This is a genomic window from Burkholderia lata (assembly GCF_902499335.1).
In the GTDB taxonomy this organism is placed as follows: Bacteria; Pseudomonadota; Gammaproteobacteria; order Burkholderiales; family Burkholderiaceae; genus Burkholderia; species Burkholderia lata_B.
Genome location: NZ_CABVQK010000012.1, coordinates 98,474 through 120,647, shown reverse-complemented (window position 1 = coordinate 120,647; position 22,174 = coordinate 98,474). Strand labels below are relative to the sequence as shown.

The 22,174-nt window shown below is 68.8% G+C and carries 14 protein-coding genes; 5 read left to right on the top strand and 9 right to left on the bottom strand.

Going from position 1 to position 22,174, the window contains the following annotated elements; translation table 11 throughout:
• Positions 1-2: 2 nt before the first annotated feature.
• Complete coding sequence (locus BCO18175_RS27720; protein WP_174985797.1) at positions 3-2,645, bottom strand: heavy metal translocating P-type ATPase; 2,643 nt, start codon at positions 2,643-2,645, stop codon at positions 3-5.
• Between the two features lie 81 nt (positions 2,646-2,726).
• Between BCO18175_RS27720 and cadR the strand changes: the two genes are divergently transcribed.
• Together cadR and BCO18175_RS27710 are read left to right on the top strand one after the other, a co-directional pair.
• Positions 2,727-3,158, top strand: a complete 432-nt coding sequence (cadR, locus tag BCO18175_RS27715) for a Cd(II)/Pb(II)-responsive transcriptional regulator (RefSeq protein ID WP_174985795.1) — start codon at positions 2,727-2,729, stop codon at positions 3,156-3,158.
• 68 nt (positions 3,159-3,226) lie between these two features.
• A complete protein-coding gene (locus tag BCO18175_RS27710; RefSeq protein WP_174985793.1) occupies positions 3,227-3,799 on the top strand; it encodes a PadR family transcriptional regulator in 573 nt (190 codons plus the stop codon).
• 46 nt (positions 3,800-3,845) lie between these two features.
• On the opposite strand, the gene BCO18175_RS27705 is transcribed toward BCO18175_RS27710, so the two are convergent.
• The 4 genes from BCO18175_RS27705 to BCO18175_RS27690 form a co-directional block, all read right to left on the bottom strand.
• A complete protein-coding gene (locus BCO18175_RS27705) occupies positions 3,846-5,276 on the bottom strand; it encodes an FAD-binding oxidoreductase (protein WP_174985791.1) in 1,431 nt (476 codons plus the stop codon).
• Positions 5,277-5,291: 15 nt separating this feature from the next.
• Entirely contained in the window at positions 5,292-6,080 is a 789-nt protein-coding gene (locus BCO18175_RS27700; protein WP_174985789.1) for an ABC transporter substrate-binding protein, read from the bottom strand.
• Between the two features lie 71 nt (positions 6,081-6,151).
• The gene (locus BCO18175_RS27695; protein ID WP_174985787.1) at positions 6,152-7,306 is read right to left on the bottom strand and encodes a pyridoxal phosphate-dependent aminotransferase; all 1,155 of its coding nucleotides are present in this window, start codon (positions 7,304-7,306) and stop codon (positions 6,152-6,154) included.
• Positions 7,307-7,514: 208 nt separating this feature from the next.
• On the bottom strand, positions 7,515-8,183 hold the full coding sequence (locus BCO18175_RS27690) for a TetR/AcrR family transcriptional regulator (protein WP_174985785.1): 669 nt from the start codon (positions 8,181-8,183) through the stop codon (positions 7,515-7,517).
• A gap of 121 nt (positions 8,184-8,304) precedes the next feature.
• Between BCO18175_RS27690 and BCO18175_RS27685 the strand changes: the two genes are divergently transcribed.
• Positions 8,305-9,957, top strand: coding sequence for an acyl-CoA dehydrogenase family protein (locus BCO18175_RS27685; protein ID WP_174985783.1), 1,653 nt, complete (start codon positions 8,305-8,307; stop codon positions 9,955-9,957).
• A gap of 60 nt (positions 9,958-10,017) precedes the next feature.
• Entirely contained in the window at positions 10,018-11,526 is a 1,509-nt protein-coding gene (locus tag BCO18175_RS27680) for a class I adenylate-forming enzyme family protein (RefSeq protein WP_174985781.1), read from the top strand.
• Between the two features lie 118 nt (positions 11,527-11,644).
• Here BCO18175_RS27680 and BCO18175_RS27675 read toward each other — a convergent pair whose 3' ends face one another.
• From BCO18175_RS27675 to hemE, 4 genes are all read right to left on the bottom strand, one after another.
• Positions 11,645-12,784: a branched-chain amino acid ABC transporter substrate-binding protein gene (locus tag BCO18175_RS27675; protein WP_174985778.1), complete on the bottom strand. Its 1,140-nt coding sequence runs from the start codon at positions 12,782-12,784 to the stop codon at positions 11,645-11,647.
• An 84-nt stretch (positions 12,785-12,868) separates the two neighbouring features.
• Positions 12,869-16,801: a trifunctional transcriptional regulator/proline dehydrogenase/L-glutamate gamma-semialdehyde dehydrogenase gene (putA, locus tag BCO18175_RS27670; protein WP_174985776.1), complete on the bottom strand. Its 3,933-nt coding sequence runs from the start codon at positions 16,799-16,801 to the stop codon at positions 12,869-12,871.
• 388 nt (positions 16,802-17,189) lie between these two features.
• Positions 17,190-19,451: a primosomal protein N' gene (locus BCO18175_RS27665; RefSeq protein ID WP_174985774.1), complete on the bottom strand. Its 2,262-nt coding sequence runs from the start codon at positions 19,449-19,451 to the stop codon at positions 17,190-17,192.
• Positions 19,452-19,905: 454 nt separating this feature from the next.
• The gene (hemE, locus tag BCO18175_RS27660) at positions 19,906-21,000 is read right to left on the bottom strand and encodes a uroporphyrinogen decarboxylase (protein WP_302478512.1); all 1,095 of its coding nucleotides are present in this window, start codon (positions 20,998-21,000) and stop codon (positions 19,906-19,908) included.
• A 149-nt stretch (positions 21,001-21,149) separates the two neighbouring features.
• Here hemE and BCO18175_RS27655 point away from each other — a divergent pair, with 149 nt between their 5' ends.
• On the top strand, positions 21,150-21,950 hold the full coding sequence (locus BCO18175_RS27655) for a transporter substrate-binding domain-containing protein (RefSeq protein ID WP_174985772.1): 801 nt from the start codon (positions 21,150-21,152) through the stop codon (positions 21,948-21,950).
• The last annotated feature ends 224 nt before the right edge of the window (positions 21,951-22,174 follow it).

The window sequence follows — 22,174 nt, the reverse complement described above, 5'->3', positions numbered from 1 at the left end:
CCTCAACGCTTGGCCTGCGCGCCGCCGAACGCCCCGGAGGACGACAGCAGCCGCAAACCGTTGGCCACGACGATCAGGCTTGCGCCCGCGTCGGCGAAGACCGCCATCCACATCGTGCCGAGCCCCGCGACCGTTAGACCGAGGAACACGATCTTCACGCCGAGCGCGAAGCCGATGTTCTGCACCAGTACGCGGTGCGTCGCACGCGACAGCCGCACGAACGCGGGAATCTTGCGCAGGTCGTCGTCCATCAGCGCGACGTCAGCCGTCTCGATCGCCGTGTCGGTGCCCATCGCGCCCATCGCGAAGCCGATGTCGGCGCGCGCGAGCGCCGGCGCGTCGTTGATGCCGTCGCCGACCATCCCGACCGCGCCCGCGCCGCCGGCCGACAGTTCCTCGACCGCCGCGAGCTTGTCTTCCGGCAACTGGTTGCCGCGCGCGTCGTCGATACCGGCCTGCTGCGCGATCGCCTGCGCGGTATGCGGGTTGTCGCCCGTCAGCATCGCGGTGCGGATGCCGAGTGCATGCAGATCGGCGATCGCTTCACGGCTCGTGTCCTTGATCGTGTCGGCCACCGCGAAGATGCCGAGCACGCGTGCTTCGTCGACCAGCACCACGACGCTCTTGCCCTGCCGCTCGAGCGCATCGAGCTTCGCTTCGAGGGCCGTCGAGCAGCGCTCGAGCTCCTCGACGAGCCGGTGGTTGCCGAGCCAGTAGCGCGTGCCGTCGATCGTGCCGCGCACGCCGCGCCCGACGATCGCTTCGAAGTCCTGCACATCGGCGAAGGCCGTCGTGCCGGCGTCACGCGCTGCAGTTGCGATCGCCTGCGACACCGGGTGATCGGAGCGCGCCGCGAGGCTCGCGCCGAGGTGCCGTACACGTGCCGCATCGGCGTCGTCCGCATGCAGGTCGAAGTCGGTCTGCACCGGCTTGCCGTGCGTGATCGTGCCGGTCTTGTCGAGCGCGAGCCACGCGAGCTTGCGCCCTTCTTCCAGATAGACGCCGCCCTTCACGAGAATCCCGCGTCGCGCCGCGGCCGCGAGCCCCGACACGATCGTCACCGGTGTCGAGATCACCAGCGCGCACGGGCACGCGATCACGAGCAGCACCAGCGCGCGGTAGATCCAGTCGTGCCACGCACCACCCATGACGATCGGCGGCACCACCGCGACCAGCAGCGCGACCGCGAACACGATCGGCGTGTAGACGCGTGCGAACTGGTCGACGAAGCGCTGCGTCGGCGCCTTCGCGCCTTGCGCTTCTTCAACCGCGTGGATGATCCGCGCGAGCGTCGAGTTGGCTGCGACAGCCGTCACGCGATATTCGAACGAACCCGATTCGTTGATCGTGCCCGCGTACACGGCGTCGCCGGTCGTCTTTTCGACGGGCAGGCTCTCGCCGGTGATCGGCGCCTGGTTCACCGTCGAGCGGCCCGCGACGACTTCGCCGTCCAGCCCGATCCGCTCGCCCGGCTTCACGCGCACGACCGCGCCGAGCGCCACCTGCGCGGCCTCGATCGTGCGCCACGACCCGTCGGCGTCCTGCACGGTCGCGGTGTCCGGCGCGAGCTGCATCAGGCCCTGGATCGCATTGCGCGCCCGGTCGAGCGACTTCGCCTCGATCAGCTCGGCAATCGTGAACAGCACCATCACCATCGCGGCTTCCGGCCACTGGCCGATCGCCATCGCACCCGTCACCGCGATGCTCATCAGCGCGTTGATGTTCAGGTTGCCGTTGCGGATCGCGATCCAGCCCTTCTTGTACGTGGTGAGCCCGCATGCGAGCACCGCCGCGAGCGCGAGCGCCGCCGCGAGCCACACGGGCAGGCCGGCCCAGGTCGCGCCTTCGGACGCGATCGCGGCGACGCCGGCCAGCGCCAGCGGCCACCACGGCTTCGCGGGCGCATCGGCGACGCGCGGTGCCGGTGCGCCGGCCGTTGCCGCCTCGGGCGTCATCCCGAGCGTGCGGATCGCGCTTTCGATCGCCGGCTGCGCGCCCGGCACGTGGTCGACGGTCAGCATCCGCTGCATCAGGTTGAATTCGAGCGCCGATACTTCGCTCATCCCGCCGAGCTTCTTGCGGATCAGCGTTTCCTCGGTCGGGCAGTCCATCTGCATGATCCGGAACGCGGAGCGCACGTGGCCCGACGCGGTCGCCTGCGCGACCGGCAGCGGCGCGAGCGTCAGCGCGGCAGGCGCGCAGCAATCGCCGGCCGCGTGGTCGTGGTCGTGGTCGTGGTCGTGGTCGTGGTCGTGGTCGTGGTCGTGGTCGTGGTCGTGGTCGTGGTCGTGACCGGCATGGTCATGCGCGGCGTAATCGTGAGAGCACGCGGCGCCGTGCACATGCGTGTCGTCGTGTGCATGGTCGTGATCGTGGCCCGCTTCGCCATGCTCGGCATGCCCGTGCGAGCACGCCCCACCGTGCACATGCGTTTCACCGTGTGCATGGTCGTGAACGTGCGCGCCGCCGTGATCGTGGTCATGGTTGTGGCCGCCCGAGGCAGCCTTGCCGTGCGCGTGCTCGCCGGCCGCCGGCGCCGCGCCGGCAACGGTCGCCAGCTGCGTGTCGCGCGGGTCGGCGCAGCACGTATCGGCGCCGCCGGCATGACGGTGTCGTGGGTCGTGGGTACGCTTGGCGTCGGTCATGACAACCTCCTTTGTGGCTTGACGGTGTAGAGTTAACACCCTGAAGCCACTACAAGGTCAACCCTTACACGGAGAAAGGTCATGAAGATCGGCGAACTGGCCAAAGCGGCCCGCTGCACACCCGAGACGATCCGTTTCTACGAGAAAGAGGGGCTGATGCCGGATGCGGAGCGCACCGACTCGAACTACCGCAACTACACCGACGTGCATGTCGAACGGCTGCGCTTCATCCGCAACTGCCGCGCGCTCGACATGGCGCACGACGAAATCCGCGCGCTGCTGCGGCTCACCGACACGCCGGCCGACCCCTGCGATTCGATCAATTCGCTGCTCGACGATCACATCGGGCACGTCGACGCACGCCTCGCGGAACTCACGCATCTGCGCAACCAGCTCACCGAATTGCGCCGCCAGTGCGTCGGCGAGCATTCGGTCGAGGATTGCGGCATCGTGCACGGCCTCGCGACGATGGAAACCGTCGCACCGGCCGCGAAGCGCTCGCACCTCGGCTGAAACCCTTGTGAAATATGATAGTCTGATTGAGAATAGTTATATTATTACTAGATATGCAATAACTATTCATGTCCACTATCCGTCCGTCTCCGCTTGCACTGGCCGTCCTCGCGACGCTCACCGAAACGCCGATGCATCCGTACGGAATGCTGCAGCAGCTGAAGGCTCGCGGGTACGACGAAGTCGTCAACGTGCGGCAGCGCACGAGCCTCTACCAGACGATCGACCGGCTGCTGCGCGACGGGCTGATCACCGTGCACGACACCGAGCGTGATGGTGCGTTTCCGGAGCGCACACTGTATGCGCTGACCGAGACCGGGCACACGGCGGGGCAGGCGTGGCTGCATGCGCTGCTCGCGGAGCCCGCGCGTGAATTCCCGGCGTTCAGCGCCGGTCTCGCGTTCCTGCCGCTGCTCGACGCCGAAGATGCACGCCACCAGCTCGAGCTTCGGATCACCCGACTCGACGCAGAGCGCGCACGCCTCGAAACGCTGCGCGCCACCGCGCAGGCCGACCAGGTGCCGCGCCTGTTCCTGCTGCAGAACGAGCACGCGCTCGTGCTGCTCAATGCGGAACTCGAATGGGCGCGCAGCGTTGTCGAACACCTGAAGATCGGCGCGCTGCGCTGGGTGGACGGCTGACGGGTCACGCAGGCCGGGCTCCCGCCGGCAACGCGCATCGCCCCGGTCAAAGCACCTTGCCGGGATTCAGGATGCCGAGCGGATCCAGCGCGGCCTTCAGCCGTCGCATCAATCCGATTTCCGTGTCGCTGCGCGTAAGCGCGAGATAGGGACGCTTGAGCACACCGATCCCGTGCTCGGCCGACACCGAGCCGCCCATGTCGCGCACCACCGCGTACACGCAGTGATCGAGCGCATCGAGGTCGGCCTCGGTCATCCCGGCCAGCGACACGCCGATATGCACGTTGCCGTCGCCGACATGGCCGAAGAACAGGCACGTGACGTCCGGCCAGCGGGCCCGCAACGCCGCCTCGCAGCGCTCGGCAAACGCGCCGAGTTCGCCCGTCGGCAGGCTCACGTCGAAGTTGACGAGATGCGGCAGCGCGTCGATCGCGAGGCCTTCGCGCAGCGTCCACAAGTCACGCGCCTGTCGCTCCGAAGTCGCGAGCACCGCGTCCTCCACGAGCCCTGCGTCGAACCCCGCCGCGAGACCGGTTTCCAGCGCCTGGTGCGCATCGCCGCCCGGTGCGCTCGTCGCGCATTCGATCAGTATCGCGAAGCCCTCGTCGCCGACAAACGGCGCCGAAACACCCGGCGTATGACGCGCGACGTAGTCGTAGAACGACGGCCACATCGCCTCGAAGCTGACGACTTCCGGCAGCGTGCGCACGCGGTTCCACAGCGCGACCACCGCGGCGTAGTCGCGCACGCGGCAGAGCGCCGTGGCCGGCGCGGCGAGCAACGGATGCAGCCGCAGCACGGCGCGCGTGACGACGCCGAGCGTCCCCTCGCTGCCGATGAACAGCTGCTTCAGGTCGTAGCCCGCGTTGTTCTTCAGCATCCGGTTCATCGACGACACGACCGTGCCGTCCGCGAGCACGGCTTCGAGCCCGAGCACCTGCTCGCGCATCATCCCGTAGCGGATTGCGCGCGTGCCGCCCGCATTGGTCGCGAGCATGCCGCCGATCTGGCATGAGCCGCGTGCACCGAGATCGACGCCGAACGTGAAACCCGCCGCTTCCGCGGCTTCCTGCACCGTCTGCAGCGGCGTTCCGGCGCGTACCGTCATCGTGCCGGCCGCCGCGTCGAGCGCCTCGACGCCCGCGAAGCGTTCCATCGACAGCACGACCTCGCCGCCGAGCGCGACTGCGCCACGCGCGAGCCCCGTCAGGCCGCCTTGCGGCACGACCGGCTGGCCGAGCCGCGCACACAGCGCGAGCGTGCGCGACACGTCGTCGACGCTGCGCGGGCGCACCAGCGCACGCGGCCGCACGCCGGCCGGCTCGTTGTACGCGGTGAAGTAACGCGGCTCGATGTCGGCCGAGCGCGTGACGAGCGCGTCGCCCAGTTCGGCGACGAGCACGGCTTCGAGCGCATCGCCCGACAACGCCGCGCCGTCCTGTTCGCCACCCGCGGCGGCCGTGTTCCGGTTCTGCATCGCGCGCGGCCCCGCTTACTTCGTCGAGATGTCGATATCGCCGAAATACTTCAGGCCGAGCGACTTCACCGTGCCGTCCGCCTTCAGCTTGTCGATCGCCGCGTCGAGTTTCGCCTTCAGTGCGCTGTCGCCTTTGCGCAGCCCGAATGCGATGCCGCTGCCGAGGATCTTGTCGTCGTGCACGGGCTGCCCGACGAACGAGAAGCCCTTGCCGTCCGGACGCGACAGGAAGCCGCGCTGGCCCGACGGTGCGAGCACGAGCGTCGCATCGAGACGGCCCGACACGAGGTCCGCGTAAGCCTGGTTCTGGTCCTGGTACGCGACGATCGCGACGCCGGCCGGCTCCCAGTGCGCCTTCGCGAAGGTTTCCTGGATCGACGCCTGCAGCACGCCGACGCGCTTGCCTTTCAGCGATTCCGGCGTCGGCAGCAGGCCGCTGCCGGTGCGTGCGATCAGCTGGGTCGGCACGCGATAGATGATCGTCGTGAAGTCGATCGCCTGGCGCCGCTGCTCGGTCGCGTTCATCGCCGAGTTGATCGCGTCGAACTTGCGGCCCTGCAGCGCGGGAATCAGGCCGTCGAACGATGTCTCGACCCATTTGCACGACAGCTTCGCCGTCTGGCAGACGGCATTGCCGACGTCGATGTCGAAGCCTTGCAGGTCGCCGTTCGGCGCTTTCGATTCGAACGGCGGGTATTGCGCCTCGAGGCCGAAGCGCAGCGTCTGCGCGTCGGCGAGCGCGGCGCCCGAGCCGATTGCGCACGCGAGTGCGAACGCGAGTTTCAGGGTGGTCGTGTGCTTCATCGTGATCTCCTGTGTCTGGTCGATGCGACGCTCCCGTCGCCGGATGCCCGTCGCCGGTTTCCATACGGGACTTACAGCGAACGCAACCGCCGCGCGCCTTCGACCAGCGTCGCGTCGTCCTTCGAAAAACTGAGCCGGATCACGCCGGCGTCGGTGCCGTCGGTGTAGAACGCCGACAGCGGAATCGTCGCGACGCGCGCGTCGCGGATCAGGCGCAGCACGAAATCGCTGTCGCTTTCGTCCGAGAAGTGCCGGAAGCGCGCGAGCAGGAAGAACGAGCCTTCGCTCGGCAGCAGCTCGAAACGCGAATCGGCCAGCTCGCGCGCGAGCAGGTCGCGCTTGGCCTGGTAGAACGCCGACAGGCGGAGATAGCTGTCCGGCCGCGCGAGGATCTCCGCGAACGCGACCTGCATCGGCGTGTCGGCCGCGAACACCATGAACTGGTGCACCTTGCGGATCTCGTCCATCAGCTCGGCCGGCGCGACGCAATAGCCGACCCGCCAGCCCGTCACGTGGAACGACTTGCCGAACGACGACACGATCACACTGCGCTCGGCCAGCTCGCGATGGCGCGCCATGCTCTGGTGTTGCGCGCCGTCGAACACGACGTGTTCGTAGACTTCGTCGGACAGGATCACGATGCCGGTATCACGCGTGAGTTGCGCGAGCCGTTCGAGATCGTCGGCGGAAAACACGGTCGCGGTCGGGTTGTGCGGCGTGTTCACGATGATCATCCGCGTGCGCGGGTTGATCGCCGCGGCGACTTCGTCCCAGTTCACACGGAAATGCTCGGGCGACAGCTTGATCGCCACCGGCGTCGCGCCCTGCAGCCGCACGATCGGCGCATAGCTGTCGAACGACGGCTCGAAGTAGATCACCTCGTCACCCGGGTGCACGAGCGCGCTGATCGCCGCGTAGAGCCCTTCGCTCGCGCTCGCGATCACCGTGATCTCGGTGGCCGGGTCGTAGTGCGTGCCGTACAGCGCCTCGGTCTTTTCGGCGAGCCGCTCGCGCAGCGCCATGACGCCGGCCATCGGCGCGTACTGGTTGTGCCCGTCGCGCATCGCGCGCGCAACGCCTTCGACGAGCGCCGGATCGGGCGCGAAATTCGGCGCCCCCTGCGACAGGTTCAACGCATCGTGCTGAGCAGCCAGTTGGCCGATCACCGTGAAGATCGTCGTCCCGACGTCGGGCAGTTTCGAACGGGGCGCGGTCGCGCTTCGCATGACTCCTCCTTCTGATGTCCTTCGGGCGGCCGCGCGCGACACGCACGACCAGCATCTGCCGCACGATTTAGCCCGAGCCAATATCGGCGGACAATCGAAAGTTCGTCATGGCGGCCATGCATTTTTCTCATGGCTCGTGGAGAGGGGCGCGTAGCGGCAAGGCTAGCCTGCCGGCGCGACATGCGAATCAGGCATTTCCCCTAGGGGATTACCGGCCGGCCGCCGCCAGATAGGCGAGCAGCACGGCCCGCAGTTCGCCGCGCAGCGCGGCGATGTCGAACGCGGGCCCGAGCGTCAGCAACGCCTGCGAGAGCCCGCCGTAGCAGATCGTGTGCGCCATCCGCGCGAGCCCGTCGAGCCGCGCGGCGGGCGGCGGATCGGCCGCGTGCGCGAGCGCGTCGCGCCACAGCGCGACATACGCGTCGTAATGCCGGCGGTACGCCGCGAGCGGCGACACTTGCCGCTCCAGCGCGAAAAGCGCGCCCCACAGCGCCGCGTCGGCGCCGATCGCCTCGACCTGCAGGTCGACGAGCGCGGCGGCGAGTTCGGCCCGCGGCGCGCCGCGCAGCCGCGCGACGGTGTCGCGCAGCCGGTCGGCCAACGCCGCCACGTGCCGGTGGATGCAGAGCGCCGCGAGGCTCTGCTTGTCGCCGAAATACTCGTAGAAGGTGCCGATACTGACACCGGCGACGGCCGCGATCTCGCGGATCGTCGCCTTCGCGTAGCCGCGTTCGAGCAAAAGCTGAACGAACGCCTGCTGCAGCGCGTCGGAACTCGCCTGCGCGCGCGGCTGACGCGGCCGGCGGCGCAAGGCGGGCGCGGGTTGCGCCGCCGGCTGCCCGGGCGGCGCCGGAACCTGAACATGTCGCGGCGGCATATTTGCTACTCTGGAAATCAGCAGGGAATGCGTTTCACCGGGGGCTGGAGCCGGCGCCGAAGCACCATCCGGGCGGCATGGCGCCGGCCGCCCGCGAAGCATGAGACCGGAGACAACCTCGATGACCGAATCGACTCACGCCGTCACGAACCAGTTCGACGAACTGGTCGACTATAACCTCTTCGCGACGGACATCGCGCTGCGCGACGCGCTTACCCGCGCGGGCGCCGACTGGGCCGTGCCGCAGCTCGACGCATACGGCGCGCGGCTCGGCAGCGCCGACACCGCGCGGCTCGCCGACGCAGCGAACCGCCACACGCCGGAACTGCACACCTTCGACCGGCGCGGCCGGCGCATCGACCGCGTCGACTTCCACCCGGCGTGGCACGCGCTGCTCAGCCAGTACCGCCACGAAGGCTTCGTGTCGCTCGCGTTCCGCGAGTCGCGCCGCGGCCGCTGGGCCGCGACCGCGGCCGGCTTCTACCTGCATGGCCAGATCGAGGCCGGCACGCTGTGCCCGGCGACGATGACACAGGCCGCGATCCCCGTGCTGCAGAAGGAGCCCGCGCTGTGGGCGCTGCTGCGCGACAAGCTCTACAGCGACGACTACGATCCGCGCGACGTGCCGGTCGCCAGCAAGCGCTCGATCTGGTTCGGCATGGGCATGACCGAAAAACAGGGCGGCTCCGACGTGCGCGCGAACACGACGCTCGCGACCGCCGTCGGCGCGGGCGGACGCGGCGGTGAATACCGGCTGCGCGGCCACAAGTGGTTTTTCTCGGCGCCGATGTGCGACGCGCACCTCGTCGTCGCGCGCACCGAAGCCGGCAGCCCGTCGTGCTTCTACGTGCCGCGCTGGCGGCCGGACGGCACGAAGAACGCGGTCGAGATCCAGCGGCTGAAGGACAAGGTCGGCAACCGCAGCAACTCGAGCAGCGAGATCGAGCTGAACGACGCATGGGGCATCATGCTCGGCGACGAAGGCCGCGGCATCCCGACCATCATCGAGATGGCCACCTACACCCGGCTGAACTGCGTGCTCGGCAGCGCGGCGATGCTGCGCCAGGGCGTCGTGCAGGCGATCGCGTACACGCGCCAGCGCCATGCGTTCGGCCGCGCGCTCGCCGAGCAGCCGCTGATGCGCACCGTGCTCGCCGATCTCGCGCTCGAAAGCGAAGCGGCGCTGTCCCTCTCGATGCGTCTTGCCGACGCGTTCGAGCGCGACGACTCGCCGCTCGAACGCGCATGGAAGCGCATCGTCACGCCCGCCGCGAAATTCTGGGTGTGCAAGCGCGCAGTCGAGCTGACCGGCGAGGTGATGGAAGTGTTCGGCGGCAACGGCTACGTCGACGACGGCCCGATCGCGCGGCTGTTCCGCGAAGCGCCCGTCAACTCGATCTGGGAAGGCTCGGGCAACGTGATGTGCCTCGACGTGCTGCGCGCGGTGTCGCGCGAGCCCGACGCGGCCGCCGCGCTGTTCGCCGAACTCGCGGACCTCGGCGCGGGCGAGCCGCGCATCCGCGCGGCGCTCGATGCGCTGCGCGCGATGCTCGCGGCGCCGGCCGACACGCTCGAGGCATCGGGCCGCGTGTTCGCGCAGCGGCTCGCGGTGGTCGCGCAGGCGTGCCTGCTGCGCCGCGATGCGCCGGCGGCCGTCGCCGACGCATTCGTCGCGACGCGGCTCGCCGCGCCGGACTGGGGCCGCATCGCAGGCGGCTTCGATCCGCACGCGATCGACGTCGCCGCGCTGCTGCAGCGCGCGTACCCGGCCTGACGCCGTTTCGGACAGCCTGGTACGACCCAGTTCGCCTACGATCGCCCGCCCGGAGTCCCGATGAACCTCGTCGCCGCCCTCGACCGCGCCGCCCGTGCGACGCCCGACAAGCCGTTCCTCGTCAGCGAATCCGCGACGATCACCTATGCCGCCGCGCGCGAGCGCTCGCACCGCGCGGCAGCCGTGCTGAGCGCGCTCGGCGTCGCGGCCGGCGACCGTGTCGCCGCGATGTGCTTCAACACGCCGGCCTTCGTCGACCTGATGTTCGGCGCATGGCGGCTCGGCGCGACGTTCGTGCCGATCAATCACAAGCTGCAGGCGCCGGAAGTCGACTACGTACTCGAACACAGCCGCAGCAAGGCGCTGCTGTTCGACGTGGCGCTCGCCCCCGTGATCGAACGCCTCGTGCATCCCGCGCGGCGGCTCGTGACCGAAGGCGAGCTCGACGGCGTGCCGTGCTTCGACACGCTGTGCGCGTCGATGGACGGCCTCGCCGGCATCGAGCCGGCCGACGGCGACATCGCACAGATCCTCTATACGTCGGGCACGACCGGCCACCCGAAAGGCTGCGTGCACAGCCACCGCACCGTGACGCTCGCGGCGATGCAGGCGGCGCTCGCGACCGGCATCGGCCGCAACGAGCGCACGCTGATGGCGATGCCGATCTGGCATTCGTCGCCGCTCAACAACTGGTTCGGCGGCACGCTGGTCGCGGGCGGCACCGTCGTGCTGCTGCGTGAATACCATCCGCTGCGGTTCCTGCAGACCGTCGAGCGCGAGCGCGTGACGCTGTATTTCGGCGCGCCGGTGTCGTACCTGCTGCCGCTCAACACGATCGAAGGCTTCGCGGCGTTCGACCTGTCGAGCGTGCGCGCGTGGCTGTACGGCGGCGGCCCGATCGGCCCCGCGCAGGCCGAACGGCTTGCGCGCGCGTATCGCAGCGACGCGTTCTTCCAGGTGTACGGCATGACGGAGGCGGGCCCGGCCGGCACGACGCTGTATCCGGACGAGCAGGTCGCGAAGGCCGGTTCGATCGGCCGCACGGGCGGCCCGGGCGTCGACCTGCGCGTCGTGCGGATGGACGGCATCGACGCGCAACCGGGCGAGACCGGCGAGATCTGGCTGAAGACCGACAGCATGATGCTCGGCTATCTCGACGATGCGGCCGCGACACGCGCCGCATTCGCGCCGGACGGCTGGTACCGCACCGGCGACATCGCGCGGATCGATCAGGATGGCTACCTGTTCATCGTCGACCGGCTGAAGGACATGATCGTGACCGGCGGCGAAAACGTCTATTCGAAGGAAGTGGAGGACGTGCTCGGCGCGCACCCGGACATTGCCGAGGCGGCCGTCGTCGGCGTCCCGCATCCCGACTGGGGCGAGACGGTCGTTGCGCACGTGGTGCTGCGCGCGGGCACCGTGCCCGACGCGGACGCGCTGCGCGCGTTCTGCGGCGAGCGGCTGGCCGCGTACAAGATTCCGCGCGAATTCACGTTCGCGCAGGCGCTGCCGCGCACGCCGACGGGCAAGCTGCAGAAGTTCCTGCTGCGCGTGCGTCGCGAATAGCCGCTTGCGCGGCTGCGGAAAAAGAAAAAGCCACCCGGCCCGACGGCCCGGTGGCTTTTTCGCATGATCGGCGGGGCAGCGACACGCGCCGCCGCCCGTTCGTCACGTCACAGGCTGCTTACTTGCCGCCGATGCTCTTCAGCGGCTTCCACTCGCCCTTCTCGACCTTGTACATCGTGATGCCGCCGTTCTTCAGGTCGCCCTTCGCGTCATACGCGACGTGCGTCGACGTGACACCGGCCATGTCGCTCTTCGCGAGCACCGGCAGGTACTTCGCCGGGTCGGTCGAGTCGGCCTTCTTCATCGCGTTGAGCATCGCCATCGCGCCGTCGTACGCGTACGGCGAGTACGTCTGCACGTCTTCGCCGAAGCGCTTCTTGTACTTGTCCGCGTACGTCTTGCCGCCCGGCATTTCTTCCAGCGGGAGACCTGCCAGCGAAGCGATCGTGCCGTCGGCCGCGTTGCCCGCGATCTTCAGGAACGTCGGCGTCTTCACCATTTCGCCGCTCATCAGCGGTGCGGTGATGCCGAGCGTCTTCATCTGCTTGACCATCGGCGCTGCCTGCGAATCCGCGCCGCCGTAGTAGATGAGATCCGGCTTCGCTGCCTTCAGCTTCGTCAGGATTGCCTTGAAGTCCACAGCCTTGTCGTTCGTGAACTCACGGTCGACGATCGATGCGCCGCCGGCCTTCGCGGCCTTCTCGAACTGGTCGGCGAGACCCTGGCCGTAGGCCGTGCGGTCGTCGACGATCGCGATCTTCTTCATGCCGAGATCCTTCGACGCGAACGTGCCGGCCACCGAGCCCTGCTGGGTGTCGGACGTCATCATGCGGAAGGTCGTCTTGTAGCCTTGCTGCGTGTATTCCGGCGCCGTCGCCATTGCGATTTCCGGAATGCCTGCGTTCGCGTAGATGCGCGAAGCCGGGATCGTCGTGCCCGAGTTGAAGTGGCCGAGCATGCCCTTGATGCCGTCGTCGACGAGCTTCTGCGCGACCGTCGTGCCCGTGCGCGGGTCAGCCTGGTCGTCCTGCGTGTTGAGCACGAACTTCACCGGCTTGCCGCCGATCTTCGGGTTCGTCGCGTTGAAGTCTTCCAGCGCGAGCACGATCCCGTTCTGCATATCCTTGCCGTAGTGCGCCTGCGCGCCCGTCATCGGCCCTGCGTAACCGATCTTCACGTCGTCCGCATGGGCCGTCCCCGCCAGCGACATGACCGCGACGAACGTCGCGCCTGCCAGCTTTTTCATCGTGTGTTGCATAGCATCTCCTTGGTACCAGGGTAAATGGAGCGGCTTCGGGATCGCCTAGCCGCTTCCTTTGTTTGATCCGAACGGCAAGGATGATCAGCCGATCGTCATCAAATTCGCATTGCCGCCCGCCGCGGCCGTGTTCACGCTCACCGAGCGCTCCGTCAGCAGCCGTTCCAGCGCGTAATCTTCCGCATCGCCGTTCTCGAACGTGCCCACCGACACGCCCTGCACCGACACGATCGGGCCCGGCCGCTGCGCGACGTCCTTCACGAGCGTCTGCAGCTCGTCGCTGTCGCCTTCGAACAGCACCGCGTCGAACGGCGCATCGGCCTGCTTGCGCACGACCGCATGTGCCTTCAGCGACGCCGGCAGCGCGGCGACCAGCGCCTCGCCGGCCGCGCCCGCGAACAGCGCACGGTTACCGGTTGCCAGCACTGCCGCGAACTGCGCGCGTGCACCGCCCGGCGTTGCCGCGACACACAGCACCGTGCCGCGCGGGCCGAGTGTATACGTGTTTCGCTCGCCCGTCGGGCCGGTCAGCACCGCGGTTGCGCCGGCCGGCACCTGCGCGAGGTAACCGTCGCAACGCGCGGCCAGCGCCGGCTCGCGCTGCTCGATCAGCCAGTCGCGCAGCGTCGTGAGCGCCGCCGCCGGGTTGCCGCGCGCGTCGCCTTCCACCGCGCCGTCCGCGATCAGCGCCTGCGCGAGCGAACGCGGCAGGCCCGACGGACGCGTCGCGAGCAGGCGCTGCAGGTACAGCGCGCCGCCGGCCTTCGGGCCCGTGCCCGACAGCCCTTCGCCGCCGAACGGCTGCACGCCGACCACCGCGCCGATCACGTTGCGGTTCACGTAGATGTTGCCGACGTGCGCGTTCGAGATCACGTGCGCGATCGTCTCGTCGATCCGCGTGTGGATGCCGAGCGTCAGGCCGTAGCCGGTCGCGCGGATCTGCTCCAGCAGCTTGTCGAGCTGGCTGCGGCGGTAGCGCACCACGTGCAGCACGGGGCCGAACACTTCGCGCTTCAGCTCGTCGATGCTGCCGATCTCGATCAGCGTCGGCGGCACGAACGTGCCGTGCGCGCAGGCCTCGGGCGCCGGCAGCTGCGTAACGCCGTGCCCCTTGTCCTTCATCGCCGCGACGTGCGTGTCGATCGTCTGCTTCGCTTCACCGTCGATCACCGGGCCGACGTCCGTCGACAGCCGGTCGGGGTTGCCGAGCGCCAGTTCGTGCATCGCGCCCTTGAGCATCGTCAGCGTGCGGTCCGCGACATCGTCCTGCAGACACAGAACGCGCAGCGCCGAACACCGTTGACCAGCCGAGTCGAACGACGACTGCATCACGTCCGCGACGACCTGCTCCGCGAGCGCCGACGAGTCGACGATCATCGCGTTCTGGCCGCCGGTTTCCGCGATCAGCGGGATCGGCTTGCCGTCCGGGTCGAGGCGCGAGGACAGCGTCTTGTTGATCAGGCGCGCGACTTCGGTCGAGCCGGTGAACATCACCGCGCGGGTACGCGCATCGGCCACCAGCGCCGCGCCGACGGTCTCGCCGGTGCCCGGCAGCAGCTGCACCGCGCCGGCCGGCACGCCGGCCTCGCGCAGCAGGCGCACGGCCTGCGCGGCGATCAGCGGCGTCTGTTCGGCCGGCTTCGCGAGCACCGTGTTGCCGGCGGCGAGTGCCGCGGCCACCTGGCCCATGAAGATCGCGAGCGGGAAGTTCCACGGGCTGATACAGACCACGGGGCCCAGCGGGCGGTGCGTATCGTTCGAGAATTCGTCGCGGATCTGCGCGGCGTAGTAGCGCAGGAAGTCGACCGCTTCGCGGATCTCGGCGATCGCGTTCGGCAGCGATTTGCCGGCTTCGCGCACGATCAGGCCCATCAGCGTGTGCATCTGCGCTTCAAGCAGGTCGGCCGCGCGCACCAGGCAATCGGCACGTGCATCGACCGGCGTCGCCTGCCAGATCGGCGCGGCGGCCACCGCGTGCGCGAGTGCCGCGCTCACGTGCTCGGCCGTCGCTTCGCTGACCGTGCCGACCAGGTCGCGCTGGTCGGCCGGGTTGCGCACGTCGCGGGCCGGCGCGTCGGCGAGCGTGTCGTCGGCGAGCATCGGCGCCGCGCGCCACGGGAAATGCGCGCTCGCGAGCAACGCGGACGACAGCGACGCGAGACGGTGTTCGTTCGACAGGTCGAGGCCCATCGAGTTGGGACGCTCGTCGCCGTACAGGTTGCGCGGCAACGGAATCTTCGCGTGCGGCGCGCCGAGCGGCACGACCTTCGATGCTTCGTCGACCGGATCGGCGACCAGCTCCTTCACCGCCACGGTTTTATCCGCGATACGGTTCACGAACGACGTGTTCGCGCCGTTCTCGAGCAGGCGGCGCACCAGGTACGCGAGCAGCGTCTCGTGCGTGCCGACCGGTGCGTACACGCGGCACGGACGGTTCAGCTTGTCGCGGCCCGTGACCTCCTCGTACAGCGGCTCGCCCATCCCGTGCAGGCACTGGAATTCGTACTGGCCCGGGTAGTAGTTCTGGCCCGCGAGCTGGTAGATCGCAGCCAGCGTGTGCGCGTTGTGCGTCGCGAACTGCGGGTAGACGGCGTCCGGCGCCGCGAGCAGCTTCTTCGCGCACGCGAGGTACGACACGTCGGTGTAGATCTTGCGCGTATAGACCGGATAGCCTTCGAGGCCGTCGACCTGCGCACGCTTGATTTCGGAATCCCAGTAAGCGCCCTTCACGAGGCGGATCATCAGGCGGTGACGGCTGCGGCGCGCGAGATCGATCAGGTAGTCGATCACGAACGGGCAGCGCTTCTGGTAGCCCTGCACGACGAAACCGATGCCGTTCCAGCCCGCGAGATCCGGATCGAAGCACAGCGCCTCGAGCAGGTCGAGCGACAGTTCGAGGCGGTCGGCTTCTTCCGCGTCGATGTTCAGGCCGATGTCGTAGCGGCGTGCGAGCAGCGCGAGCGCGCGCACGCGCGGCAGCAACTCGCTCATCGTGCGGTCCTGCTGCGAGCGCGAGTAGCGCGCGTGCAGCGCCGACAGCTTGATCGAGATGCCCGGGCCTTCGTAGATACCGCGGCCGCCGGCCGCCTTGCCGATCGCGTGGATCGCCTGTTCATACGACGCGTAGTAGCGCTGCGCGTCCTCTTCGGTCGTCGCCGCTTCGCCGAGCATGTCGTACGAGTAGCGGAAGCCGCGCGCTTCGTACTTGCGGCTGTTCGCGAGTGCTTCGGAAATCGTCTCGCCGGTGACGAACTGCTCGCCCATCAGGCGCATCGCCATGTCGACGCCCTTGCGGATCAGCGGCTCGCCGCCGCGGCCGATCAGGCGCGTCAGCGCCGACGACAGCCCCGCTTCGCTGTTGGTCGTCACCAGCTTGCCGGTGATCATCAGCCCCCAGGTCGCCGCGTTCACGAACAGCGACGGCGCGTGGCCGACGTGCGAACGCCAGTCGCCCTTGCTGATCTTGTCGCGGATCAGCGCATCGCGCGTCGCGCGATCGGGAATGCGCAGCAGCGCTTCGGCGAGGCACATCAGCGCGACGCCTTCCTGGCTCGACAGCGAGAACTCGTGGATCAGCCCTTCGACGCCGCCGCCCGAGCTCTTCTCGCGCAGCGCCTCGACGAGCTTCGTCGCGAGCGCCTGCACGTCCGCCTGCAGGTTCGCCGGCAGGCGCGCCTGGCCGAGCAGGAACGGCACGCATTCCGGCTCGGGGCGGCGGTACGCGGCCGTGATCGCCGCGCGCAGCACCGATTGCGGCTGCACGTTCTGCGCGAACTCGAGGAACGGGTGCGGCGAGTTGTCGTCGTCGCCATCCGCGGCCTGGCCGTCGGCAAGCTCCGTGACGCCGCTGTGGCCCGACAGCTCGGGCGGCAACTGGCCGTGCTCGATCCGCTCGAGATACGCGAAGATCGCCTGCTTGATCAGCCAGTGGGGAGTGCGCTCGAGACGCGCGGCGGCGTCCTTGAGGCGCGAGCGGAGAAGGTCGTCGACTTTGACGCCGAGAGTCGTGCTTGCCATGGTGGGTTCGTGCGCCGGTGCGAGCCCGGCAATATGGTGTGAGAGGATGCGCGAAATCCTACGGCACGCAATAAAAAGGTGCAACCAAATTGCGAGATAGGTTGCACCCATAAGTTACTCAATATAATCAGCCACTTATGCGGTTGCAACCTAGGAGTTGCCCGTGGTCGGAGGATCGGTGTTTTCCCTGAGCGGGCCGATTTGACATGCGTGCGCAACCTTCCGCGCGCGTGGCGGCGGACGAAAACGGGTTGCACTGGGTGTGACGGTGGGTGTGGCGCCCGGGCGCGGCCGAGCGGCAAGAGTCGGTTCGGGGGTACCCGGCCCGGTGGCCCGGGGTGCAACGCAGCCGCAGGCCGCACGACGGCCGGATGGCGCGCCGCTCGGCTCAGATATCCAGCGGATCGACCTCGACGCTCCACCGCAACACGCCCTTCAGCGCGCGCAGCTCCGGCTGCCATGCGCGCAGCGCATGCTGCAGCGCCGCCCGCGACGCGCTTTCGAGCAGCAGCTGCGCTCGATGGACGTTCGCGACCTTGACGATCGTCATCGGCACTGCGTCGTACACGGTCACGCGATCGGCGCCCGGCAGCCCCGGCAACGCGGCCGCGGCTTGCAGCAGGAACGCGAGCGCCGCGTCGAGCGTGCGCCCTTCGGCGCGCAGCAGCGCCTGGTAGACGAACGGCGGCAGGTGCGCGTCGCGGCGCTCGCCGAGCGTCGAATTCGCGAAGCCGACGTAGTCCTGCCGCCCGAGCGCGTGGTACAGCGCGTGACGCGGGTAACGCGTCTGCACGAGCACCTCGCCCGGCAGCCCGGCGCGTCCCGCGCGGCCGCTCACCTGCATCAGCTGCGCGAACAGCCGTTCGCTCGCGCGGAAGTCGTGCGAGAACAGCGCGGTGTCCGCATTGAGCACGCCGACGAGCGACACGCGCTGGAAGTCGTGCCCCTTCGCGATCATCTGCGTGCCGACGAGGATATCGACCTCGCCCGCGTGCACATCGGAAAAGAGCGCCTGCGCGCTGCCCTTGCGGCGCGTGCTGTCCGCGTCGATCCGCAGCACGCGCGCGCCCGGCACCGCCTCGGCGAGCGCCTCCTCGATCCGTTGCGTGCCGCGCCCGAGCGGCGCGATGTCGACGTTCCCGCACTCGGGGCACGACCTCGGAATGCGCGCTTCCCAGCCGCAGTGATGGCAGCGCAGCGCGTGCTCGGGCTTGTGCAGCACGACGTACGCGCTGCAGCGCGGGCAGCCGGCGACCCAGCCGCATGCGTCGCACGCGAGCTGCGGCGCGTAGCCGCGCCGGTTCAGGAACACGAGGCTCTGTTCGCCGCGCTCGAGCCGCGCCTTCAGCCCCGCGACGAGCGGCCCCGACAGCCCGCCCATCGACGCGCGCCCGCGCCGCCGCTCCTCTTCGAGGTCGATCAGCCGCACGGTCGGCAGCGTCGCGTCGGCCACCGCGCGGCGCGACAGCGTGAGCCGCGTGTAGCGGCCCTGCTCGGCCTGCCACCAGCTTTCAAGCGACGGCGTCGCCGAGCCGAGCACGACCGTGATGCCGAGCTGCTTCGCGCGCCACACGGCGAGATCGCGTGCCGAATAGCGCAGCCCTTCCTGCTGCTTGTACGCAGGCTCGTGCTCCTCGTCGACGACGACCAGCGCGAGCGTCGGCATCGACGCGAGCACCGCGAGGCGCGTGCCGAGCACGATCCGCGCGCGGCCCGTATGGGCGGCGAGCCAGTTGCGCGCCCGCTCGCCCTCGGCGAGCCCGCTGTGCAGCGTGACGATCGCATCATCGGCGAGCGCACCCGCGAAGCGCGCGCGAAACGCGGCCTCGAACTGCGGCGTCAGGTTGATTTCGGGGACGAGTACGAGCGCCTGCGCGTCCGGACGCGCGTCGAGCAGCGACGCGAGCGCATGCAGATAGACCTCGGTCTTGCCGCTGCCCGTCACGCCGTGCAGCAGGAACGGCGCGAAGCCCTGCGCGGCGCGGATCGCGTCGAGCGCCTCGGCCTGCTGGTCCGTGAGCGCCGGCGGCACAGTTCGTCCACCGGCTGCCAACAGGTTATCCACAGCTTTGGGCACAGGCGCATCGGCCCAGCCGATCTCCTCGACGTCGACCCAGCCGCGTGCCGCCCAGTCGTCGAGCGTGGCCGCGGCCTTCGGGTGGAGCGCGCGCGCATCGGGCAGCGCCAGCGAGCCGGTGTCGACCAGCGCCTGCGCGAGCCGCCGCAGCGCGGCCCCGCGCGCGGGTAACGCATCGGGCAGCGCCGCGCGGCCGGCGTCCGTCGGCCGGTAGCGCACCTCGGGCGCGAGCAACCGCCCCCAGCGCCCGGCATCGCGCAGCGCCTGCGGCAGCGCCGGCAGCGCGACCTCGCCGCGCCCGCGCTGATAGTAGTCGGCGGCGAACGACACGAGCGCGAGCCAGTCCGGCGACAACGGCGGCAGGTCGGTGCAGATCGCGTCGATCGCGCGCAGCCGGGACGGCGGCACATCGGTGTGAGTCGTCACTTCGCAGACGAGCCCGACGGCCTGCCGCTTGCCGAACGGCACCTGCACGAGCGTGCCGGGCCCGGGCGCCGGTTGCGCGTCGCAGCGGTAATCGAACAGGGTGGCGAGCGGATGGTCGAGCGCGACGCGCAGGTAGGTGCCGCTCATCGCGGCGCTCCGGCGGCGGCATACGCCGAATGGACATGGGCGGCCAGCATCCGCGCCCGCATCGGGGCAGCGAACTTAAAGTAAAACTTCAGATTCGGCGCTAAGTTTTGGATTCGCATTAGGAATCGCCGTATACCCTGCCCAGCCTGTGGATAACTTTGTTGAGAACTCGCCGCTCACTGGCCGCAACGCACGCGGGGCCGCGCTTTGCGCTGATTTTCGCCGCCTGTTGCGGCGCCCCGCGGAGCCTTATTCCATAAGGCTGCTATTCAAATTACCGAACCATAGCGAGACAATTTGACCGATACAGGGCTCTACCGCGCTGCAACGTGGAAAATGTGTATAAGTCAAGTCTTGACAAGCACTGAATCGGCAACCGGTGCGGGGTTGCGCCCTGTTTAGTGCCGACAACGAAACGCTGTCACACCGCAGTGCAGCATGACAGCGCTTGCGTTCAGCCGGCAGCTCCGCTACGGATCGCGCGGCTGTGGCTATGCACTTCGTCGACGAGTTCGGCGACGTGATCGGGCGACGTGAATTGCGAAATACCGTGCCCGAGGTTGAATACGTGGCCCGGATGGTTGCCATAGCTGTCGAGCACCGCACGCGCCTGCTCGCGCACTGCGGCCGGCGGCGCAAACAGGATCGTCGGGTCGAGGTTGCCCTGCAGCGCGACTTGCCCCGCGACGCGCTCGCGCGCCTTGCCGAGGTTGACCGTCCAGTCGAGCCCGACCGCATCGACGCCGGTCGCCGCGATTTCCTCGAGCCACAGCCCGCCGCCCTTCGTGAACGTGATCACCGGCACGCGCTCGCCGTCGTGCTCGCGCTTGAGCTGCGAAACCACGCGGCGGATGTAGTCCAGCGAGAAGCGCTGGTACGCACCGTCCGCCAGCGCGCCGCCCCACGTATCGAAGATCATCACGGCCTGGGCGCCCGCTTCGATCTGCGCGTTCAGGTACGCGGCCACCGCCTGCGCGTTCACGTCGAGGATCCGGTGCATCAGGTCGGGGCGCGAATACGCCATCGACTTCACCGTGCGGAAATCGTCCGAGCCGCCGCCCTCGACCATGTAGCACGCGAGCGTCCACGGGCTGCCCGAAAAGCCGATCAGCGGCACGCGCTGGCGGCCCTGGCCGTCGGTGAGCGCGCGGCGGATCTCGCGCACGGCGCCCGTCACGTAGCCGAGCGTTTCCTCGATGTCCGGCACCGCGAGCTTCGCGACGTCGGCCTCGGTACGCACCGGATGCGCGAACTTCGGCCCTTCGCCGACCTGGAAGTCGAGGCCGAGCCCCATCGCGTCGGGAATCGTCAGGATGTCCGAGAACAGGATCGCGGCGTCGAGCGGAAAGCGCTCGAGCGGCTGCAGCGTCACTTCGGTCGCGTAATCGGGATTCTTCGCGAGACCCAGGAAGCTGCCAGCGCGTGCGCGCGTCGCGTTGTATTCGGGCAGGTAGCGGCCGGCCTGGCGCATCAGCCAGATCGGCGTGTAGTCGGTCGGCTCGCGCAGAAGCGCACGCAGGAAGGTGTCGTTGAGCAGGGTATGGGCCACGGTAGGAGCGACGATGCGAAGGCAAAGCGGCATTTTACCGGACAGCCGCCGTCGGGCTGCGTATGCCGACGCGATGGCGGCCATATGACGCGCGCGATGGCTCCGTTATGATCGGACGCTCATATCGAACGAAACGAAGGAGGAGACCGATGAAGACATTCGCCACGCTCGCCGCCGCCGCGCTGCTTTGCTGCGCCGCCGCGCACGCGCAGACCGGCGCGGGCGCCGCTGCCGCCGCACCGGGCGCAGGCTCGCGGCTCGACGACGTGCTCGCGCGCGGCACGCTGCGCGTGTGCACGACGGGCGACTACAAGCCGTATTCGTACTACCGCGCGGACGGCCGCTTCGAGGGCATCGACATCGACATGGCCGAATCGCTCGCGAAGTCGCTCGGCGTGAAGACCGACTACGTGAAGACGAGCTGGCCGAACCTGACTGGCGATTTCGTCGCGAAATGCGACATCGCGGTGGGCGGCGTGTCGACGACGCTCGAGCGCCAGAAGCGCGTGTTCTTCACGCAGCCGTACGTGGTCGACGGCAAGACGCCGATCGCGCGCTGCGCGGACGCCGACAAATACCAGACCGTCGCGCAGATCGACCGGCCGGAAACGCGCGTGATCGTGAACCCGGGCGGCACCAACGAACGTTTCGCGAAGCAATATTTCACGCGCGCGAACCTCACCGTCTATCCGGACAACGTAACGATCTTCAAGCAGATCCTCGCGGGCAAGGCGGACGTAATGGTGACGGATGCGTCCGAGACGCTGCTGCAGCAAAAGCTGAATCCGGGCCTGTGCTCGGTGCACCCGGACAAGCCGTTCCAGTTCGGCGAGAAGGCGTACATGGTGCCGCGCGGCGACGCCGCGTTCCAGCAGTACGTCGACCAATGGCTGCATCTCGCGCTGTCGACCGGCGAATACCAGGCGATTTCGGACAAATGGCTGAAGTAAGCGGGCACGTGCGCGGCGGCCGATAGCGGGCACCGACCCCGTGGCCACCGCCGCAAAAGTCGCTGCGCGGCGGCGGCCGAAGCGCCGCCGTTACACTTCGATGCAGCGTGCCGGCGCCGGCAAAATCGGCCGGAAGCCCCCGAATTGGCCGAAAGGCCGACTTCCGCGCATGCCAATCACGTTTCAAAATCTTTCTGACGAATGAATCGTCATGCGCGGTATCG